The organism is Kitasatospora sp. NPDC093679, assembly GCF_040683455.1.
Taxonomy (GTDB): domain Bacteria; phylum Actinomycetota; class Actinomycetes; order Streptomycetales; family Streptomycetaceae; genus Kitasatospora; species Kitasatospora arboriphila.
In genome coordinates, this window is record NZ_JBFBDW010000065.1 from 1 (window position 1) to 15,933 (window position 15,933).

Genomic DNA, 15,933 nt, shown 5'->3' on the forward strand with positions numbered 1-15,933 from the left:
GCAGGAACCCCCCACGGGTTCCTGCCCACCGACCGGCCCCGGCGGGTCACCGGTCCTTGAACTCCTCGATGGCCGAGCGGACGACCTGCTGCATCGCCTCGCTCCCGGCGTGCCCGGAGTCCTCGACGATGTGGAGCCGTGCGTCCGGCCACGCCTTGGCCAGTTCCCACGCCGTCTGCACCGGACAGCCCATGTCGTGCCGTCCGTGCACGAGTACGCCGGGGATCCCGGCCAGGCGGTGGGCGTTGCGGAGCAGTTGGTCCTCCTCCAGCCACGCGCCGTTGCTGAAGTAGTGGGCGCAGATCCGCACGAAGGCGATCCGTGCGTCGACCTCCCGGTCGCTGTACATGCCGGGCACGCCGTTGGGCTCGTTCGAGACGACCGCGTCCTCCCAGGCGAGCCAGTCGGCGGCGGCCCTCGCCCAGACCGCCCGGTCCGGGTGCTCCGTCAACCGGGCGTAGGCGGCGAGCAGATCGCCGTCCCGCTCGTCCTCGGGGACGCCGTCGCGGAACCGGTCCCACGCCTCGGGGTGGAACCGTCCGGCGCCGCGGTACAGCCAGTCGATCTCGGAGCGGCGGCTCGTCATCACCGCCGGGACGACGATCTCGGTGACCCGCTCGGGGTGTTGCTGCGCGTACGCCAGGACGAGGGTGGCGCCCCAGGAGCCGCCGTTCAGCAACCACCGTTCGATGCCGAGGTGTTCGCGCAGCCGCTCGATGTCCTCGATCAGGTGCCGCGTGGTGTTCAGGCTCATGTCCGCGGCGGGGTCACTGGCGTGCGGCGTACTGCGGCCGCAGTTGCGCTGGTCGAAGCGGACGACGCGGTAGCGCTCCGGGTCCCAAGCCCTCGTCGGCCGCCGCGGCGCGCCCGCTCCCGGGCCGCCGTGGACGTTCAACGCCGGCTTGCCCCGGGGGTTTCCGAGCTGTTCGTAGTAGATGCGGTTGCCGTCCCCGGTGTCGAGGAAGCCGCTGTCGTAGGGACCGGTCGGAGGATGGAGTTCAACCACGGCGGCTCATCGTAGGCGGCTGCCGCCCGGCGGGAAAACGGTTTGCCCGCGGGCCCCGGCCCCGGCCATGATCGCCCACATGTACATGTAACGGCTGCCACACGGCAACGACCGACCTGTCGCGCGGTCCACCTCCGGGCCTGGCCATTCGGCCCCGAGGCGACGACTCGCGCCCTCGTGTGCATCCGTCATGTCCCAGGAGCCCCGGCCCCGGCCGCGAGCGCTCCTGCCGAGTCCTGAAAGCAACCACAGCCATGAATACCGACCGCAAGGCCCTGTGGGCCGTGCGTCAGTCCGCCCTGCCCACGGTCGTGCGCCCCTGCCCGGACTGCCCCGGCACGCGGCACCGTCCCACGGGCCGGATCCGCGTCAACGCGAGCGGCAAACTCCTCGACGTCTGGCTCCTCCTGGGCTGCGCGGCCTGCGACCGGACCTCGAAGGTGCCCGTCCACGAACGCGTCCACGTCTCGTCGCTGGAGCCCGCCCGGCTGGTGGCGTACGAGAACAACGACCCGGCCGTGGTGCGGGAGCTGACGACGAGTGCGTCGCTCGCCGCGAAGAACGCCTACCGCCTCGACTGGACGGGCACCTGGGCGCTGGAGATCCGCACGCCCCTGCACGCGCTCGACGACCCGACGCCGCTCACCGTGCAGGTCGGCTTCGAGCTGCCCGTGCCGGTACGCGTGGAACGGCTGCTCATGCTCGGCCTCGGTGTGAGCCGCGGCGCGGTGCGGCGCCTGGTCGCGGACGGGCGGGTCCGCCTGCCGCTGGCCCTGGACGCCAAGGCGCACCGGGACTTCGAACTCACCGTCCACGCACCGGGCGCCGCCGGCGCCGCCGGCGCCGCGCAACGGCCGGAGCTCCTCGGAGGTCCGGACGCCGAGCGCACCGGCCCGACCCGCATCGGGCCGGCCGACCCGCCCCCGCGCCGGTTCGCACGCCCGGTGACGGCGGGAGCGTAGCGGCGTGACGGCAGGGCCTCCCGGACGGCGCGAGGGCGCAGTCGGCCTTCGAGCCGCCGGGAGGCCCTGCTCCTGGCGGTGTCGTTGACGATTCGACGGTTATCGTCCGGCGTCACCCTGCGGAGCAGAGGTCGTCGTTCGGGCAGAACATCGCCCACACCGCGTTGTAACCGGGCTGGACGGTCAGGCTGACCGGGTCGGGGCCGGCGTTGAGGTACGACCCGGGGTCCGGGGTGGCCGTGAAGGTGACCGTGGTGCCGACCGGGAACGAGGCGGCGCAGGTGCCGGTCGGGTTCTCCTGGCCGACGCCGTTCCACGGGTCGGCGACGGTCTGGTGGCAGTTGATGCCGGCGGGTCGGCTGGTGACGGTGCCGCCGCCCCAGCCGTCGCTGACCCAGGAGTACACCTGGCCCTGCGGGGCTGGAGCGGCGGCCCTGGCGGTGAGCGGAGCGGCGGTGCCGAGCGCGGCGGCGGTCACCAGGGCGGTGGTGACCACGATCGTGCGGCGGACGGCGCGGGCCCCGAACGGGTGCAGGGCGGATCTGACGGTCATGACGGTCGCCTCCCGCGGACGGTGCAGGTTGCCCGCGGATCGTGGTCGTCCGCGGGCGCCGCGGTGGCGCCGGATCTGATGTTCATGGGCGGCTTCCTCAGTGCTCGGTTCGCACCCCCACCACTCCAGTGTCCGCGCGAACCGGCCTGCGCAACACCCCGCCCGGCGGGCCGACTTCCTGTCACCGGGAGGCCACTGAGCATGACCGGGACTCAGGCGGCGGGCAGGAACGAGCCCACGGCCGGGCATCGGCCGGCAGGTGCGAGCGCAGCCGCGCCGACGGGCCCGAGGTGCAAGGACGGTGTCCGGAACCGCCGACCACGGACCGTTCCCACAGACACGGACGGTGACGTCCGACAGGCTTAGCACAGAACGTGACGCATCCTCATGAATTGGTCCGGCGGGTCCGGACGGGGCCCGCGTCGGGGTCTAGCGGGTGCGGGTGCGGTACTGCGGGCCGTGGAAGTCGGCGTGGTGGCCGTGGCCGGTCAGGTCCCAGGCCCGGAGTCCGAGGAAGGTCCCGGCCAGGACGGGCGGCAGGTACCACCGGCTGCGCGGCAGCGGCGAGAGCACCGCGCCGAGCAGCAACAGGACGACGAACACGACGGCCCGCACGGAGCGGGTGGCCGCGGCCGTCCGGGGGTCGGGTTCGTGGTCCTGGGTGAGGCACCGGTGCCAGCTCTCCGTCACCCGGCCGGTGCCGTGGAGGACACACCCGGTGGCGAGCACGAAGGCCGCGAGGACCCACAGCGCCGCCCAGCCGCAGCCGCCGGCCGGCCGACGGGCCTTCACCGCTTCCGTGCCACCCCCGAGTTCGCCCTGTGGTTCGCGACGCGCCCGGCGCGTCCGCGGTTCCGGACCGGACGGCCGGGGGCACCGCGCCCCCGTACCGGCCGGCGCCGGTACGGGGGCGCGCCCGCGGATCAGCCCGTGGCGCCCCAGCTGTGCGCCACGTCGATCACCAGCCGGCCGTCGAGCTGGAGGACGCGGTACGGCAGCCGCGCCCGGACGCCGAGCCCGATCTGCGTCTCACCCGCGTGCGAGCCGCCGCCCCGGGCCTCGACGAAGGTGGGGTAGCCCGTGAGGTCGAGCCCGGGCAGCCTCTCCCCCGTGCGCAGCGGGTAGGTCGTGTTCCAGTCGGCGTCGGTGGTGTGTGCGCCGATGACGATGTTCAGGACCTTGCCGCCGGCGACCGGGATCAGCCGGTCGTCGGTGGTGGTGCCGATCGGCGAGTCCCGGTAGTCGATCCGGTACGCCACCGGGTCGGCGGGCGACGAACCGGGCACGTCCACGACCATGCGGTCGAAGCAGGGGTGCGTGCCCGTCCTGATGCCGGTCATGTACCGGTAGGCGTCCGTCCCGGCCCGACCGGCCTTGTCGAGGCTGCCCCAGCCCGAGTCGCACTGCACGGCGGCCGCCGCCGCCGTCCCCGTCGCGGCGGCGGCCGGCATCACCGCCGATCCGAGTCCCACCAGCGCGAGTGCCACCGGCAGTGCCGTCCAACGTCGCATGTTCCGTTCCCCGTTCGATGAGTCGGTCGTGTACCCCTACAGACGCCTCGGACCCCGCCCGGGGTATCACGGCGCCGCGAAGTCAGGACGTGTGGCGGGCCGCTTCCGGGGCAGCCGGTCCGTCGGGGGACGCACCGGGGCGGGAACGGCCCGCCCGGCACCCGCGACACGAAGGAGGGCACGATGAGCGACATCGTGATCTGGGACTTCCGCACGACGTCCGGCCACGTCGCCGGGAGCGACCTGGTCGGCTTCCACGTCGAGGCCACCGACGGACCCGTCGGCAAGGTCGACGAGCTGTCCGAGCGGACGGCCTCCCAGTACCTGGTCGTCGACACCGGGCCGTGGATCTTCGGCAAGCACGTGCTGCTCCCGGCGGGCACCGTGGTGCGCGTCGAGCAGGAGGAGAAGAAGGTCTACCTCGACCGCACCAAGGACGAGATCAAGAACAGCCCCGAGTACGACCCGGACCGGCACGACCCGGCGGACCACGACTACCGGGAGGCGTACTCCGCCTACTACGGCACCTACTACGGCGGCCCGGTCTGACCGGACCCGTCCGACCGGACCCGCAGCGGGCCGGGCCACCGCGCACGTCGGCGGTGGCCCGGCCCACGTGCGTGCGGAGGGCACACCCGGGCGGCGGCGGTCTACGGGCCGTCCGCCGGCCGGCGTCAGGGGCGGAGCGGCACGCCGAGTTCCCGGAGCCCGCTGTCGGCCTCGTCGAGGCGCGGGTGGTTCAGCCGTGCGGTCCGGCGCGGGCACGGGGGGTGTGCGGCGGGGAAAGCGGGGCAGCCGGGTCACGGGAAGAGGCCACGAGGGGAGGCCCGAGATGGACCACCGTGACAACGCGCTGAGGGCGATGGGCTGGGCACGCACCCTGCCCGTGTCGAGCGGCGTCCGGGCCGGCCGTGCCTGGGCGCGCCGTCACCTCGACGCGCTCGGCTGGACGGTGCACGCACCCGAGACCGCCGATGCCGTCGTGCTCACCGTGTCGGAGCTCATCACCAACGCCCACATCCACGCCCGCAGCGACGCCGATCTCGTCCTCACCTGGGACGGCTCCTGCCTCTACGTCAGCGTCCACGACGACTCGCCGCAGCTCCCGCGCCCGCGCGAGGCCGGGCCCGAGGCCACCTCCGGCCGCGGCATGCGCCTGGTCGACGCCCTCGCCGACGAATGGCAGAGCCGCCCCGACGCCCGGGGCAAGACCGTCACCGCCTGCTTCCACCCACCCGGCCGCCCCGGTCACTGAGCCCTGCCGGGGCGTCAGTCCTCCGGAGTGCCGGGGTCTCCGTCGAAGAGCCGCCTGAGCAGGCCGTGGAGTCGGGTGCGCTCGGCGGCGGAGAGCGGGGCGAGGAGTTCCGCCTGGACGGCCTCGGCCTCGGCCTGCAGTTCGCGCAGGGCCGTCCGCCCGGGGTCGGTGACGGTGACCCGGATGCGGCGGCGGTCGGCGGGGTCGCGGGAGCGGTCCACCCAGCCGGCCGCGGCGAGTTCGTCGACGACCTTGGCGATGTCGCTGGGGTCGACGGACAGCCGCACCGAGAGGTCGCGCTGTACGTGCGGGCCGAAGTCGGCGAGCGCCGCGAGCACGGCCAGGTGCCACAACCGCAGTCCGCGGCGGGCGAGCCGCTCGGCGAGTCGGGTCCGGGCGGCCTTGCCGGTGCGGGACAGCAGGTAGGTGCTGAGGTCCAGCAGGCTCGGCGGGACGTCGATGGGCTCGTTCACGACCCATATTCTAGGTCAGGACCTATAGTGGGTGCAGACCCACTATTTCGAGGAGCCTCCGTGGACGCGCTGCACCCCCGTCTGCTGGTCGACCGGTTCGCCGAGACCTTCCGCTTCTACCGGGCGGTCCTGCCCGAGCTCGCCGGCGCCGAACTGGCCCGGGGGAACGCCGAAGGCCCCTACGCCAGTTGGGACGTGGCCGGGCAGGGGGTGCTGGCCCTGTTCGACCGTGCCGCACTGGCCGCCGCCCTCGACGCCGACCCCTCCGGCACCGGACCGGCCCTCGGCGGCGGCAGCGACGGCGGTGACGGTGGCGTGATGTTCGTGTGCCGGGTCGGCGACGTCGACGCCGGGTACGCCCTCTGCCTGCGGCACGGCGCCGAGCCGGTCGCCGCCCCCACCGACCGCCCGCAGTGGGGTCCGGGCCTGCGCACCGCCCACCTCCGCGACCCCGAGGGCACCCTCGTCGAGCTGCAGTCCTACTGACCCGCCCGGCCACGGCCGGGCCCGGCCCGCCACCGCCCACCCGCGCAGGCAACGGCGCAGCCCGACGAGAGCCCCGAAGCGCTCCCGATGCCCGTCCGGGCGGAACGGTGACGCCCGATCAGCCCGACACGGCACACACGGCGGGCACGGCAGGTACGACGGGCCACGGGCTCAGGCCGTGAGCGCGGCCAGCTCCGCGTTGGCGCGCTCGGCCACCAGGGCGAGCACGCGGCCGGCGGCGGCCAGGTCGTCGGCGGGGATGTCGCCCCAGATGCGGGCGGTGATCGGGGCGGTCTCCGCCCCGACGGCGGCGAGCAGTGCGCGGCCGGCCTCCGTGGGGCGGAGGCGCTCGCCGTCCCGGACGAGCAACTGCCCGGCCAGCAGGTCGTCGAGCGCGGCGCGGACGACGGCCGGGTCGGCCTTGAGGGAGGCCGCGACCTGGGCGAGGAGCCCGTCGGCCGTCGGCTGCTCCTCGGCGGTGACGGCGGCGCGCAGGGCGACCTGCTGCTCGAAGGTGCAGCCGTGCCGGGCCAGGACGTTCTCCAGGACTCCACGGGCGGCGTAGTGGGCCAGGCCGAGGGCTCGGGCGTCGGCCCGGGGCGCGGGCGTGGCGGTGGTGTCGGTGGTCATGGTGTTTCCCCCTGGGAGTTCTCGGTGTTCCGGGAGTTCTCGGTGTTCGGCGCGGACGGAGCGAGGGGCGCGTCGAGCAGGAGCACCAGCTCGTCCGTGAACGCGTTGGTGCGCGGGGCGTCGAGGCCGCCGAGCGGTTCCAGCAACTGCCGGTGCAGGTCCTGGACCACCGCGACGGCCTGCCGGGTGACGGCTTCGCCCCGTTCGGTGAGGCGGAGCTGCACGGCACGCGGGTCGCGGGGGTCGCGGGTGCGCTCGACGTGGCCGGCCGACTCCAGGGCGCGCGCCAGTTTCGAGACGTACAGGGCTTCCAGGCCGGTGTGGTCGGCGAGTCTGCGCTGACTGGGCCGCTCGCCGGCGCGCTGCATGCCGTACAGCGACGCGACCAGCGAGTACTGCGCGTGGGTGAGGCCCAGCGGGGCCACTGCGCGATCGACCGCGACGCGCCACTTGTTGGCGAGCCGCCAGACCAGGAAGCCGGGCGTGGGACCGGGTGAACCCTTGCTCATACCGGAAAGAGTACATGGACATTATGTCTATGGCTACTGTTTTGCCGGACCACCCGGCGAGGGCCGGACCCGAGGACACGACTCCCCCGGTCAGCTGCCGGTCGCGAGCCGGAGAGCATGTGCCAGCCGGTCGCGGACGGCGGTCTGGGCGGCGATCCGCTCGTCGAGGACGGCCAGCCGGGCCCGGGCGATCCGTAGGCCCCGGTCCGAGGGCGCGGCCGCACCGAGGTCGCCGTCCAGGCAGGGCAGGAACACCCGGACGTCGTCGAGGGTCAGCCCGGCGGCCAGCAGCAGCCGGATGTTGCGGACCCGGACCGCCGACCCCGGGCCGAAACGGCGGTAGCCGTTGGACGCCCGCTCCGAGGTGATCAGCCCGGCCTGCTCGTAGTGCCGCAGCGACCGGACGCTCGCCCCGGTCTCCGCCGCCAGTTCACCGATCTTCACTCCCACCGCCCCCTGCCCCGCCCTGTGCCGCCCTGCGCCGCCCGCGGGCGATCCTGTCACGCCACCAGCGCGCCGCCGTCCACCGGAAGCACCACGCCGGTGACGAACGAGGCCCCGGCCGAGGCGAGCCGGGTGATCGCCCAGGCCACCTCCCCCGGCTCGCCGACCCTCGCCAGCGGGGTGTGCGCCAGCTGCCACGCACGGACGGCGGCCCGGCGTTCCGGGGTCAGCCCCTGGTGCTCGCCGATCGGCGTGTCGACGGCGCCGGGCGCGACCGCCACCACCCGCACCCCGCGCGGCGCCAGCTCCACCGCCCAACTGCGGGTGAGCGTCTCCAGCGCCGCCTTGGTCGCGGCGTAGACCGAGCTGCCGGACCAGGCCCGTTGCCCCACCGCCGTACTGATGTTGACGACCACTCCGCGGGCCCGCTCCAGCAGCGGCAGCGCCTCCTGGGTGAGGAGGACGGGAGCGACCAGATTGACGGCGAGCTGGTCCGCGACCGCGTCCGGACGGATCGAACCGAGGACGCCGCTGCGGACGATGCCGGCGTTGTTGACCAGGACGTCGAGCCGGCCGTGACGTTCCCTCACCTCCCGGACGATCCGTCCGGCAGCACCCTCCGCCGTGATGTCGGCCACGAGCGGGGTGATGCCCGGGAACCCGTCGGCGGTCTCCGCCAGCGGCCCGGTCCGGCGGCCGATCGCGACCACGTGGGCGCCCTCGGCGGCGAAGGCCCTGGCGGTGGCCCGGCCGATACCGGTGCCGGCTCCGGTGACGGCGACGATGCGGGGAGGTCGCTGCGATGCGCTGGTGTCCATGCCCGCCATCCTGCGACCCTGCCACCGGTGTCAGGGTCAAGCGGCCGCCGAGTCCCGTGGATCCCCGGTCACTCGGGCGGTCGGGACAGCCGCTCCACCATCGCGAGGACGTCGACCGGCCGGGTGACGACCTCGTCCCGCGTCAGGGCCTCGGCCGCGGACGCCACTTCGTCCGCCGTCACCGAAAGGTCGCCGGCCTCGTCCGCGAGGACCACCCAGTCGCCGACCTCCATCGACCGCCCGCACCGCTCGACGAGCTCCAGAAACCTCTGGTAGCAGTCGGCGAGCTGCCGCGCCGCAGGGGTGAGGTCGATCGCCCGGCCGTCATCGCTGGTCATACCGGCCACAGTAGGCCCTCCCTTGCGGATCCTCCCGGGCAGCGCGCGGCGGAGGCGCGGCTTCACGGCTCCTGACAGCGTGTCCGGCGCGCCGGGTTCGGGCGGCCGGGGCGAAGTGATCCGCCCCCGGCGACTCGGCTCGGGTGCTACGGGCGGTGGTCGGCGAGCACCTCGTCGATGGCCGGCCCGAGGAATGCGCGTGCGAGGTCCGACCGCCGCTCGATCCACCCGGCTGTGGCGGGAGCCGGCCGGCCGTGGCGGCGCCGTCCGACGTCGTGCACCGGCTCGGCGAGGCGCCGAGGCCGGTCAGGACGTCGAGCGCCTCGGACTTGGTGATGAGGCGGCCGCTGCCGAGGGTCGTCGCCGCCCGGGCCAGGGTGAGCAGGCCGAGGTCGACCCGGATGTCCCGGCGCCACCGGTCGGGGTGGTCGAGGGCGGGACGCCGGTAGGTCCTCAGGTCGTCGGCGACGAAGTCCGCGAGTTGCCGGTCGGTGACCCGGGGCACGAGGTCCGTCGGCGGAGGTCCGGGCAGGACCGTCCCGAACCGGTGCAGTTCGCAGCGGGTCACTGCCGTGACCGGGCGGTGCATCAACTCCCCGTGGGCCCAGGTGAGGTGCGGCGCCGCGTGGTCGTCCCAGCCGTCGGCCGCGACGTAACCGCAGTGCAGCTCGGCCGCCGAGGGGAGCTCCGCGGCCAACGCCTCGTGGATCCGGACGAGGTGCGCCTGCTGCTGCGGGGTGCAGGGCTGCTCCGGCGCGGCGATCAGGTCGAGGCCGCTGCGGCCCGGCCGGTAGTCGCCCGCGGCGAGCGAGCCGTGCGCCCGGACGGAGACCAGCGAGGGCATCGGCCGGAGCAGGCCCACGAAACGGTCGAGGAGGTGCCGGGCCGCGTCGTCCGTCATGCGGGCATCCTCCCCCGTCCGGGCTCCGCGGCGTGGCGGCACGGCACGGACGATAGCGAGGGCCGCCGATGCACGGGGCCGGGACCTGGGCCAGGTGGCCGACGATCGCGCCTTCGGGCCGCGTACCGGCATGACACGGCCCGGCCGCCAGGGGGGAGGGCGGCCGGGCCGGGTACGGGGGAGGTGGACCGACGGACCGGGCCTCCTCACACCCACGACGATAGGACCGACGACCGGACTCGGCGGGGAGGCGCGCCCGAAAACCCGATCCACCGAAAATCCGGACCGGCCGGCCGGCCGGAAAATCCGGTGCGGTGCCTGCCCGGGCAGGAGCAGGATCGTCCCATGGCGGACATGCGGGCGTTCCGGGATGCGGTCACCGACTGGGCGGCGGGCGGTCCCGGCGGCCCGGCGGGCGAACTGGCCGTGCGGTCGGGCGTGCGGACCGCGGTGCTGGTGGAAGGGCCGAGCGACGGTGCGGCCGTGGAGACGCTGGCCGCCCGCCACGGCCGGGACCTGTCCGCCGAGGGCGTGTGCGTCATCCCCATGGGCGGCGCGATGAACGTGGGCCGCTACGCCGGCCTCCTCGGGCCGCCCGGTCTGGGCCTGCGCCTCGCCGGGCTGTGCGACGTGGGCGAGCAGCGGTTCTACGACCGCGGCCTCGACCGGGCCGGTGCGCCGCGCCGCGGGTTCTTCACCTGTACGACGGACCTGGAGGACGAGCTCGTCCGTGCGCTGGGCGTGCCACGGGTCGAGGAGATCGTCCGGGCCGAGGGCGACCTCCCGGCCTGGCGGACCTTCGTGCGCCAGCCCGCCCAGTACGGGCGGCTCCCGCACCAGCAGATGCGGCGTTTCCTCGGCACGAAGAAGGGCCGGAAGATCCGCTACGGCCACCTCCTGGTCGAAGCCCTCGACCTCGACCACGTACCGGCGCCCCTGCACGACCTCCTGGCGCACCTGTGGTCGGACCGCTGAACGACTGAACCACTGACCCGGCACCGGCCCGCGGGGTCAGGGCATCAGGACGGCCTTGCCCCGGTTGCGGCGGGCCTCCAGGTCGGTGTGGGCGCGGGCCGCCTCCGCCAGCGGGTACGTCCGCCAGATCGGCACGGCGAGCTTCCCGGCTGCGGTCAGGCGCACCAGTTCCGGCAGCGGTTCGCCGGCCCCGTCCGAGGTGCCCGCGCTGAAGCGGACGCCGTGCTCGGCGGCGGCCAGGTCGGCGATGGTGATGACCCTGCCCGCGTCCCCGGTCAGGGCGACGGAGTCGGCCAGCACGCCCGCACCGGAGGCGTCGAACACGAAGTCGACGCCCTGCGGGGCCGCGGCCCTCACCCGCTCCACCCAGCCCTCGCCGTAGCGGACCGCGGTGGCGCCCAGGGCGGTGACGCGTTCCAGGTCGCGCTCCGCCGCGGTGCCGACGACGGTGATGCCGCGCGCGACGGCCAGCTGCACCGCGATGGTCCCGACGCTGCCGGCTGCGCCGTGGACGAGCAGGGTCCGTCCCTCCTGCACGCCCAGCTGCTCCAGTACCCGGTGCGCCGTCCGGCCGACGGTGACCAGCGAGGCGGCGACCTCCCAGGACAGGGCTTCGGGCTTGGCCACCGGCCTGTCCAGCAGGGCGTACTCGGCGTAGCTGCCGCCCACGGTGGCGCCGAGGACCTCGTCGCCCTCGGTGGCGGTGGCGCCCTCGCCGACGGCGTCGACGACACCGGCCGCGTCCAGTCCGGGCACCACCGGGAAGTCGGCGGGCGCCTTGGCGGCCAGCAGACCGGACCGGATCTTCAGGTCGAGCGGGTTGACCGAGGCGGCCCGGACCCGGATCCGGACCTGGCCGGGCCCGGGCTCCGGCGGGGTGACCTCCGTCAGCCGCAGCACCTCGGGTGCGCCGTACTCGGAGAAGGTGATCGCTGTGGACATCGGGAACTCCCGTGGAGTGGTGGGGGGCGGAGGGGGTCGCCGCCCGCCCGCGGTGCGGCGGACGGGGGCGGATCGGGGCATGGTTCAGCGGGCGCGGCAGGTGCAGAGGGGTCAGAGGGTGGGGTAGTCGGTGTAGCCGCGGTGGTCGCCGCCGTAGAAGGTGGCCGGGTCCGGGGTGTTGAACGGGCCGCCGGCGGCGAGGCGGGCCGGCAGGTCGGGGTTCGCCAGGAACAGCGCCCCGTAAGCGATCATGTCCGCGGTGCCGTCCTCGACCAGTTCCAGCGCGGCCGGGCCGGTGGCCTCGGGGTGGGTGAACGGGTTGAGGACGAACGTGCCGGGCCAGATCTTGCGCAGGCGCACGGTCAGGTCGCGGTCCGGGCCCTCCAGCAGGTGCAGGTAGGCCAGGTCCAGTCCGGCGAGCCGCTCCAGCAGCACCTCGTAGACCTCGCGCGGGTCGTCCTCGGCGATGCCGTTGTACGGGTTGCCGGGCGAGAGCCGCAGGCCCACCCGGTCGCTGCCGATCGCTGCCGCGACGGCGGTGACGACCTCGACGGCGAAGCGCGTCCGGCCTTCGGCGTCGCCGCCCCAGCCGTCGGTACGCAGGTTGGTGTTCGGCGCGAGGAACTGGTGGACGAGGTAGCCGTTGGCGCCGTGGATCTCCACCCCGTCGAAGCCCGCGTCGATCGCGTTCCGGGCCGCGGCGGCGAAGTCGGCGATCGTCCGGTGGATCTCCGCCTCGGTCAGCTCCTTCGGGGTCACGAAGTCCTGCGGGCCCTCGTGGGTGAACACCTGCCCGGGGGCGGGGACCGCCGACGGGGCGACCGGCACCAGGCCGTCGGGCAGCAGGGCGGGGTGCCCGATCCGGCCGGTGTGCATCAGCTGGGCGAAGATCACGCCGCCCTCGCGGTGCACCGCGTCGGTCACCCGCCGCCAGGCCTGCACCTGCCCGGCCGTGTGCAGCCCGGGAGTGTCGGGGTAGCCCTGCCCGACCGGCGACGGCTGGATCCCCTCGGTGACGATCAGCCCGGCGCCGGCCCGCTGCGCGTAGTACGTCGCCATCAGCTCGGTCGGCTCCGCGCCCGGCCCGTACGCGCGGCTGCGGGTCATCGGCGCCATCACGAGCCGGCTGGCGAGGCGGCGGCCGCCCAGGACGATCGGATCGAAAGCGGTGGTCATGGTCTCTCTTCTTCCTTGCGGTCGGTGGCGGGCGGTGGCCCGGACACCTTCACCGTAACAGTTACCTGCCCGAACAAGTAAATACCGCGGAGCATTCCCATGCCAGCCAGCATGGGCATCCAGCAGGGGAATCGAGACAGAGAGGTGGTACCGATCCACGGGATCCGGCGCCGGGCGGGTAGCATTGGCTGCCCGCCCAGGAAAGTGAGGAAGAGATGGCAGAGCCCGCCCCGCAGGCCGGCAGGGAACCCACCGGGACGGCGCAGGAGGCCAGCGTCCCGGTGCCGGCCGCGGCGGGCGGCGGACCGATCAGCCACGCGATCTTCCGCCTCGCCCGGCTCCACCGCATGTTCGCCGGCCAGCTGCTGCGCCGGATCGGCCTCCACCCCGGCCAGGAACTGGTGATGATGCACCTGTGGGAGCTGGGCCCGCAGCGCCAGACCGACCTGGTGCGCCTGCTCGACTCCGACGCCGCCACCATGACCCGCACCGTCCAGCGGCTCGAACAGGCCGGCTTCGTCCGCCGCCGCCCCTCCCCCACCGACAAGCGGGCGTCGCTCATCGAACCCACCGCGGCCAGCCACGCCCTGCGCCGCGAGGTCGAGGAGGCGTGGAGCCGACTGGAGGACCTCGTGGCGGCCGACCTGACCGACGACGAACGCGCCGCGGCCCTGCACACCCTGGAACGCCTTGAGCAGAACCTCCTCCGAGCCGCCGACGACCCGGCCGGCGCCCCGCCGGAGTGACCGCAGCGACCCGCCGGGCGACCGGACAGGTCAGTGGCGTCGGGCCGCGACCGCGAGGGCTGGGCCGTGTCTTCGAAGGCGTACGGATGCCGCACAGGGGCGCGTAGGGGCACCTGAATCGACCACCCGAGCGCCCCCTGAAGACCGCTCCTAGGCGGTCACCGAGAGCCCGAGGACTCCCCGGTCGTGGCCGACGAGGACCTCGACACCGGTGCCGGACCCGGCCGCGGCCAGGCAGGTGACCGTCACGTCCAGCTGGATGCGCCGGACGGTGCCGGTCTCCGGCTCCCACAGGCGCAGGCTGCGCCCCTGCCCGCTGCCGGCGAGGACGAGGCCGGGCCGACCGGGGGGTGCGAGGGCGGTCAGGGCCGTCAGCGGGGAGCCGTCGGTGTCCGGGGGCAGGCCGTCGCCGACCGGGAGGCCGGTCGCCGGGTCCCAGAGCACGACAGCGCCGTTGCGGTCCCCGGTGGCCAGCAGGGCACGGCCGTGCACGGGCACCGCCGCGACCACGGTCACGCGGTGGCGGAGGCCGCCGCGCACCCGCTCGTCCGGCGGCACCGCCGCGCCGCGGTCCCAGGGATCGTCGACGGTCGGATCCCACAGGTGGACGTCGCCCTGGGCGTCCGCGGCCGCGATCAGCGTGTGGTCGGCGGCGATCGGGACGGCGGCGATCGAAGTGATCCGGCGACCTCGGGGGTTGAGACGTCCGAGGGGGTCGCCCGTCAGCGGATCGCGCAACCGTACCGCGCCCCGGTCGGTCGCCGTGACGAGCAGCGTCCGGCCGTCCGGCAGGGCCGCGGCGCACATTCCGATCACCGCCCCGAGCCAGTTGCCGACCGGTTCTCGGACCGACTGCCCGGTGGCCGCGTTCCGGACGCCGACCGTACCGGCGTCCCCGCCGCTCGCCAGGAGGACGTCGCCGTCGGGCAGCGGAAGGACCGTCAGCGAGCGGACGGGGTCCGGGTGACCGGGCAGCGGGCCGTGGCGCAGCCGGCCGTCGGCCAGGTTCCAGAGGCAGAGCACGCCGCTGTCCCCGCCGCCGGCGACCAGCGCCGGCAGGCCGGGCCGCACCACGACCGCCAGGGCGTTGACTCCGGCGCGCGTGCCTGGCTCGGGGGAGGCGAACGCCTCGGCGCGGCCGCGGAGTGTGCCGTCGGACGCGAGCAGGCGCTCGCCGTCGCGCCGGACTCCGGTTCGTCCCGCGGCCTCGGCCCCGTCCCCGTCCCCGCCCTCGTCCTCGTCCTCGTCCTCGGTGGGTGGCCATGCGTGGCGGCCGTGGTTCTGCGGGCGCGCCCCGTCGGGATGCGGCGCCAGGCAGTCGGCGGTCGTCCAGGTCTGCCCGCAGTCGTGGCAGCGGACGTGGCCGGTCAGCAGCATCAGCGTCCTGGCCCATCGGGCTCCGGCCCACCCCGGCGTGCCCTTGACCGCGACCATGGCGGCGACCAGGCACAGCACGTCCGACCCCGGTGTTCCGCGCGGCACGCCCGCCGCGGCGACCGTACCCGCCGCCCGCAGGAAGGGCTCCCACCCTTCGCCCAGCGCGTCCTCCCGCAGGGCGGCGGCGACCTCGTCCCAGGGGTGCTCGCCCTCGCGGACCAGGTCGGGGCCGGACCGCTCACGGTCCGGGCCCGGTTGCGCCGGGGCCTCGAAGGGCGGCCGCCCCGGGTCCACGAGGAACTTGGGGAACTCGGTGTCGGTCTCGCACTCGGGGCAGACCAGCACGAGGCAGGGCTCCTCGGGGTCGAGGAACCGCCACAGCACCTCGGCGGTGTGATGGCCGGCCAGGGCGACGCAGGCCAGCGCCAGTTCGGCGCAGCCCGCCGCGGGGGTGCCGGCCGCGAGGAAGCCCCGCACGGCTGCCCGTTCGGCCTCGCGGAGTGCGGCCTCGAAGCCCGGCCGGAGGTCCGCCGGGACGGGGGGACGGGCCGCCGCGGTGACCATCAGGCCCAGGTCCGTCCAGAGGTCCGTGAACCGCTCGGGCGGCAACTCCGCTGCTGCGGCCACCACATGCGGCAGTGCCGCGTAGGCGCCGTCCAGGACGACGTCCTCGCGCATCAGGCTGTCGGTCAGGCCCTGCCAGGCCTTCCGCCACCCGTCACCGGGGGTGCCGATCGCGTCCACGACCTGCCGCACGTCCTCGGCGGTCACCCCGTCGAGCTCACGCCAACGGGGGCTGTTCAGGGGCAGCTTCGCACGCATGGGACGAGG

20 protein-coding genes are annotated in these 15,933 nt (G+C 74.8%); 6 read left to right on the forward strand and 14 right to left on the reverse strand.

The features are described from left to right. Window positions 1–46 precede the first annotated feature (46 nt). Window positions 47–1,006 (reverse strand): prolyl aminopeptidase, encoded by a 960-nt coding sequence (gene pip / locus AB0O09_RS33980; protein ID WP_363548620.1) that lies wholly within the window; start codon window positions 1,004–1,006, stop codon window positions 47–49. Between the two features lie 254 nt (window positions 1,007–1,260). Here pip and AB0O09_RS33985 point away from each other — a divergent pair, with 254 nt between their 5' ends. Next, window positions 1,261–1,968 carry a DUF1062 domain-containing protein gene (locus AB0O09_RS33985; RefSeq protein WP_363548622.1) on the forward strand — a complete coding sequence of 236 codons (708 nt, stop codon included), beginning with the start codon at window positions 1,261–1,263 and terminating at the stop codon, window positions 1,966–1,968. Between the two features lie 112 nt (window positions 1,969–2,080). Here the strand turns inward: AB0O09_RS33985 and AB0O09_RS33990 are convergent, their stop codons facing one another. The 3 genes from AB0O09_RS33990 to AB0O09_RS34000 all read right to left on the reverse strand — a co-directional run bounded on the left by AB0O09_RS33990 (window position 2,081) and on the right by AB0O09_RS34000 (window position 4,032). Beyond that, the gene (locus AB0O09_RS33990; protein ID WP_363548624.1) at window positions 2,081–2,521 is read right to left on the reverse strand and encodes a hypothetical protein; all 441 of its coding nucleotides are present in this window, start codon (window positions 2,519–2,521) and stop codon (window positions 2,081–2,083) included. Window positions 2,522–2,950: 429 nt separating this feature from the next. Beyond that, a complete protein-coding gene (locus AB0O09_RS33995) occupies window positions 2,951–3,313 on the reverse strand; it encodes a hypothetical protein (RefSeq protein WP_363548626.1) in 363 nt (120 codons plus the stop codon). 131 nt (window positions 3,314–3,444) lie between these two features. Continuing rightward, the gene (locus tag AB0O09_RS34000; protein WP_363548628.1) at window positions 3,445–4,032 is read right to left on the reverse strand and encodes a hypothetical protein; all 588 of its coding nucleotides are present in this window, start codon (window positions 4,030–4,032) and stop codon (window positions 3,445–3,447) included. A 183-nt stretch (window positions 4,033–4,215) separates the two neighbouring features. Here AB0O09_RS34000 and AB0O09_RS34005 point away from each other — a divergent pair, with 183 nt between their 5' ends. Then, window positions 4,216–4,581 (forward strand): PRC-barrel domain-containing protein, encoded by a 366-nt coding sequence (locus AB0O09_RS34005; RefSeq protein WP_363548630.1) that lies wholly within the window; start codon window positions 4,216–4,218, stop codon window positions 4,579–4,581. 283 nt (window positions 4,582–4,864) lie between these two features. After that, the gene (locus AB0O09_RS34010) at window positions 4,865–5,287 is read left to right on the forward strand and encodes an ATP-binding protein (protein ID WP_363548632.1); all 423 of its coding nucleotides are present in this window, start codon (window positions 4,865–4,867) and stop codon (window positions 5,285–5,287) included. 14 nt (window positions 5,288–5,301) lie between these two features. Here AB0O09_RS34010 and AB0O09_RS34015 read toward each other — a convergent pair whose 3' ends face one another. Then, window positions 5,302–5,760, reverse strand: a complete 459-nt coding sequence (locus tag AB0O09_RS34015) for a MarR family transcriptional regulator (RefSeq protein WP_363548634.1) — start codon at window positions 5,758–5,760, stop codon at window positions 5,302–5,304. A gap of 60 nt (window positions 5,761–5,820) precedes the next feature. On the opposite strand from AB0O09_RS34015, the gene AB0O09_RS34020 reads away from it, so the two are divergent. Beyond that, window positions 5,821–6,246, forward strand: a complete 426-nt coding sequence (locus tag AB0O09_RS34020; RefSeq protein ID WP_363548636.1) for a VOC family protein — start codon at window positions 5,821–5,823, stop codon at window positions 6,244–6,246. Window positions 6,247–6,417: 171 nt separating this feature from the next. On the opposite strand, the gene AB0O09_RS34025 is transcribed toward AB0O09_RS34020, so the two are convergent. The 6 genes from AB0O09_RS34025 to AB0O09_RS34050 form a co-directional block, all read right to left on the reverse strand. Further along, window positions 6,418–6,876, reverse strand: coding sequence for a MarR family transcriptional regulator (locus tag AB0O09_RS34025; protein ID WP_363548638.1), 459 nt, complete (start codon window positions 6,874–6,876; stop codon window positions 6,418–6,420). After that, a complete protein-coding gene (locus AB0O09_RS34030) occupies window positions 6,873–7,385 on the reverse strand; it encodes a MarR family transcriptional regulator (protein ID WP_363548639.1) in 513 nt (170 codons plus the stop codon). The genes AB0O09_RS34025 and AB0O09_RS34030 overlap by 4 nt, the downstream gene beginning before the upstream one ends. 90 nt (window positions 7,386–7,475) lie before the next feature. Continuing rightward, a complete protein-coding gene (locus AB0O09_RS34035) occupies window positions 7,476–7,829 on the reverse strand; it encodes a MerR family transcriptional regulator (RefSeq protein WP_363548641.1) in 354 nt (117 codons plus the stop codon). A 56-nt stretch (window positions 7,830–7,885) separates the two neighbouring features. Continuing rightward, window positions 7,886–8,656 (reverse strand): SDR family oxidoreductase, encoded by a 771-nt coding sequence (locus tag AB0O09_RS34040; protein ID WP_363548643.1) that lies wholly within the window; start codon window positions 8,654–8,656, stop codon window positions 7,886–7,888. 59 nt (window positions 8,657–8,715) lie between these two features. Beyond that, a complete protein-coding gene (locus AB0O09_RS34045) occupies window positions 8,716–8,985 on the reverse strand; it encodes a hypothetical protein (RefSeq protein WP_363548645.1) in 270 nt (89 codons plus the stop codon). Then, a complete protein-coding gene (locus AB0O09_RS34050) occupies window positions 8,972–9,886 on the reverse strand; it encodes a nucleotidyltransferase (protein ID WP_363548647.1) in 915 nt (304 codons plus the stop codon). Before AB0O09_RS34050 ends, AB0O09_RS34045 begins: the two co-directional genes overlap by 14 nt. A gap of 345 nt (window positions 9,887–10,231) precedes the next feature. On the opposite strand from AB0O09_RS34050, the gene AB0O09_RS34055 reads away from it, so the two are divergent. Next, window positions 10,232–10,861 (forward strand): TOPRIM nucleotidyl transferase/hydrolase domain-containing protein, encoded by a 630-nt coding sequence (locus tag AB0O09_RS34055; RefSeq protein WP_363548649.1) that lies wholly within the window; start codon window positions 10,232–10,234, stop codon window positions 10,859–10,861. 36 nt (window positions 10,862–10,897) lie between these two features. Here the strand turns inward: AB0O09_RS34055 and AB0O09_RS34060 are convergent, their stop codons facing one another. Next, complete coding sequence (locus AB0O09_RS34060) at window positions 10,898–11,803, reverse strand: NADP-dependent oxidoreductase (protein ID WP_363548651.1); 906 nt, start codon at window positions 11,801–11,803, stop codon at window positions 10,898–10,900. A 111-nt stretch (window positions 11,804–11,914) separates the two neighbouring features. After that, the gene (locus AB0O09_RS34065; protein ID WP_363548653.1) at window positions 11,915–12,979 is read right to left on the reverse strand and encodes an alkene reductase; all 1,065 of its coding nucleotides are present in this window, start codon (window positions 12,977–12,979) and stop codon (window positions 11,915–11,917) included. 215 nt (window positions 12,980–13,194) lie between these two features. On the opposite strand from AB0O09_RS34065, the gene AB0O09_RS34070 reads away from it, so the two are divergent. Next, complete coding sequence (locus AB0O09_RS34070) at window positions 13,195–13,725, forward strand: MarR family transcriptional regulator (protein WP_363548655.1); 531 nt, start codon at window positions 13,195–13,197, stop codon at window positions 13,723–13,725. A gap of 150 nt (window positions 13,726–13,875) precedes the next feature. Here the strand turns inward: AB0O09_RS34070 and AB0O09_RS34075 are convergent, their stop codons facing one another. Next, window positions 13,876–15,924: a hypothetical protein gene (locus AB0O09_RS34075; RefSeq protein WP_363548657.1), complete on the reverse strand. Its 2,049-nt coding sequence runs from the start codon at window positions 15,922–15,924 to the stop codon at window positions 13,876–13,878. Between the last annotated feature and the right edge of the window lie 9 nt (window positions 15,925–15,933).

Bases quoted from the DNA above. Each gene is read 5' to 3' on its own strand.
- AB0O09_RS33985 (WP_363548622.1), top strand. From the start codon at position 1,261: ATGAATACCGACCGCAAGGCCCTGTGGGCCGTGCGTCAGTCCGCCCTG.
- AB0O09_RS33990 (WP_363548624.1), bottom strand. From the start codon at position 2,521: ATGACCGTCAGATCCGCCCTGCACCCGTTCGGGGCCCGCGCCGTCCGC.
- AB0O09_RS34000 (WP_363548628.1), bottom strand. From the start codon at position 4,032: ATGCGACGTTGGACGGCACTGCCGGTGGCACTCGCGCTGGTGGGACTC.
- AB0O09_RS34005 (WP_363548630.1), top strand. From the start codon at position 4,216: ATGAGCGACATCGTGATCTGGGACTTCCGCACGACGTCCGGCCACGTC.
- AB0O09_RS34010 (WP_363548632.1), top strand. From the start codon at position 4,865: ATGGACCACCGTGACAACGCGCTGAGGGCGATGGGCTGGGCACGCACC.
- AB0O09_RS34025 (WP_363548638.1), bottom strand. From the start codon at position 6,876: ATGACCACCGACACCACCGCCACGCCCGCGCCCCGGGCCGACGCCCGA.
- AB0O09_RS34030 (WP_363548639.1), bottom strand. From the start codon at position 7,385: ATGAGCAAGGGTTCACCCGGTCCCACGCCCGGCTTCCTGGTCTGGCGG.
- AB0O09_RS34040 (WP_363548643.1), bottom strand. From the start codon at position 8,656: ATGGCGGGCATGGACACCAGCGCATCGCAGCGACCTCCCCGCATCGTC.
- AB0O09_RS34045 (WP_363548645.1), bottom strand. From the start codon at position 8,985: ATGACCAGCGATGACGGCCGGGCGATCGACCTCACCCCTGCGGCGCGG.
- AB0O09_RS34050 (WP_363548647.1), bottom strand. From the start codon at position 9,886: ATGACGGACGACGCGGCCCGGCACCTCCTCGACCGTTTCGTGGGCCTG.
- AB0O09_RS34055 (WP_363548649.1), top strand. From the start codon at position 10,232: ATGGCGGACATGCGGGCGTTCCGGGATGCGGTCACCGACTGGGCGGCG.
- AB0O09_RS34060 (WP_363548651.1), bottom strand. From the start codon at position 11,803: ATGTCCACAGCGATCACCTTCTCCGAGTACGGCGCACCCGAGGTGCTG.
- AB0O09_RS34065 (WP_363548653.1), bottom strand. From the start codon at position 12,979: ATGACCACCGCTTTCGATCCGATCGTCCTGGGCGGCCGCCGCCTCGCC.
- AB0O09_RS34070 (WP_363548655.1), top strand. From the start codon at position 13,195: ATGGCAGAGCCCGCCCCGCAGGCCGGCAGGGAACCCACCGGGACGGCG.
- AB0O09_RS34075 (WP_363548657.1), bottom strand. From the start codon at position 15,924: ATGCGTGCGAAGCTGCCCCTGAACAGCCCCCGTTGGCGTGAGCTCGAC.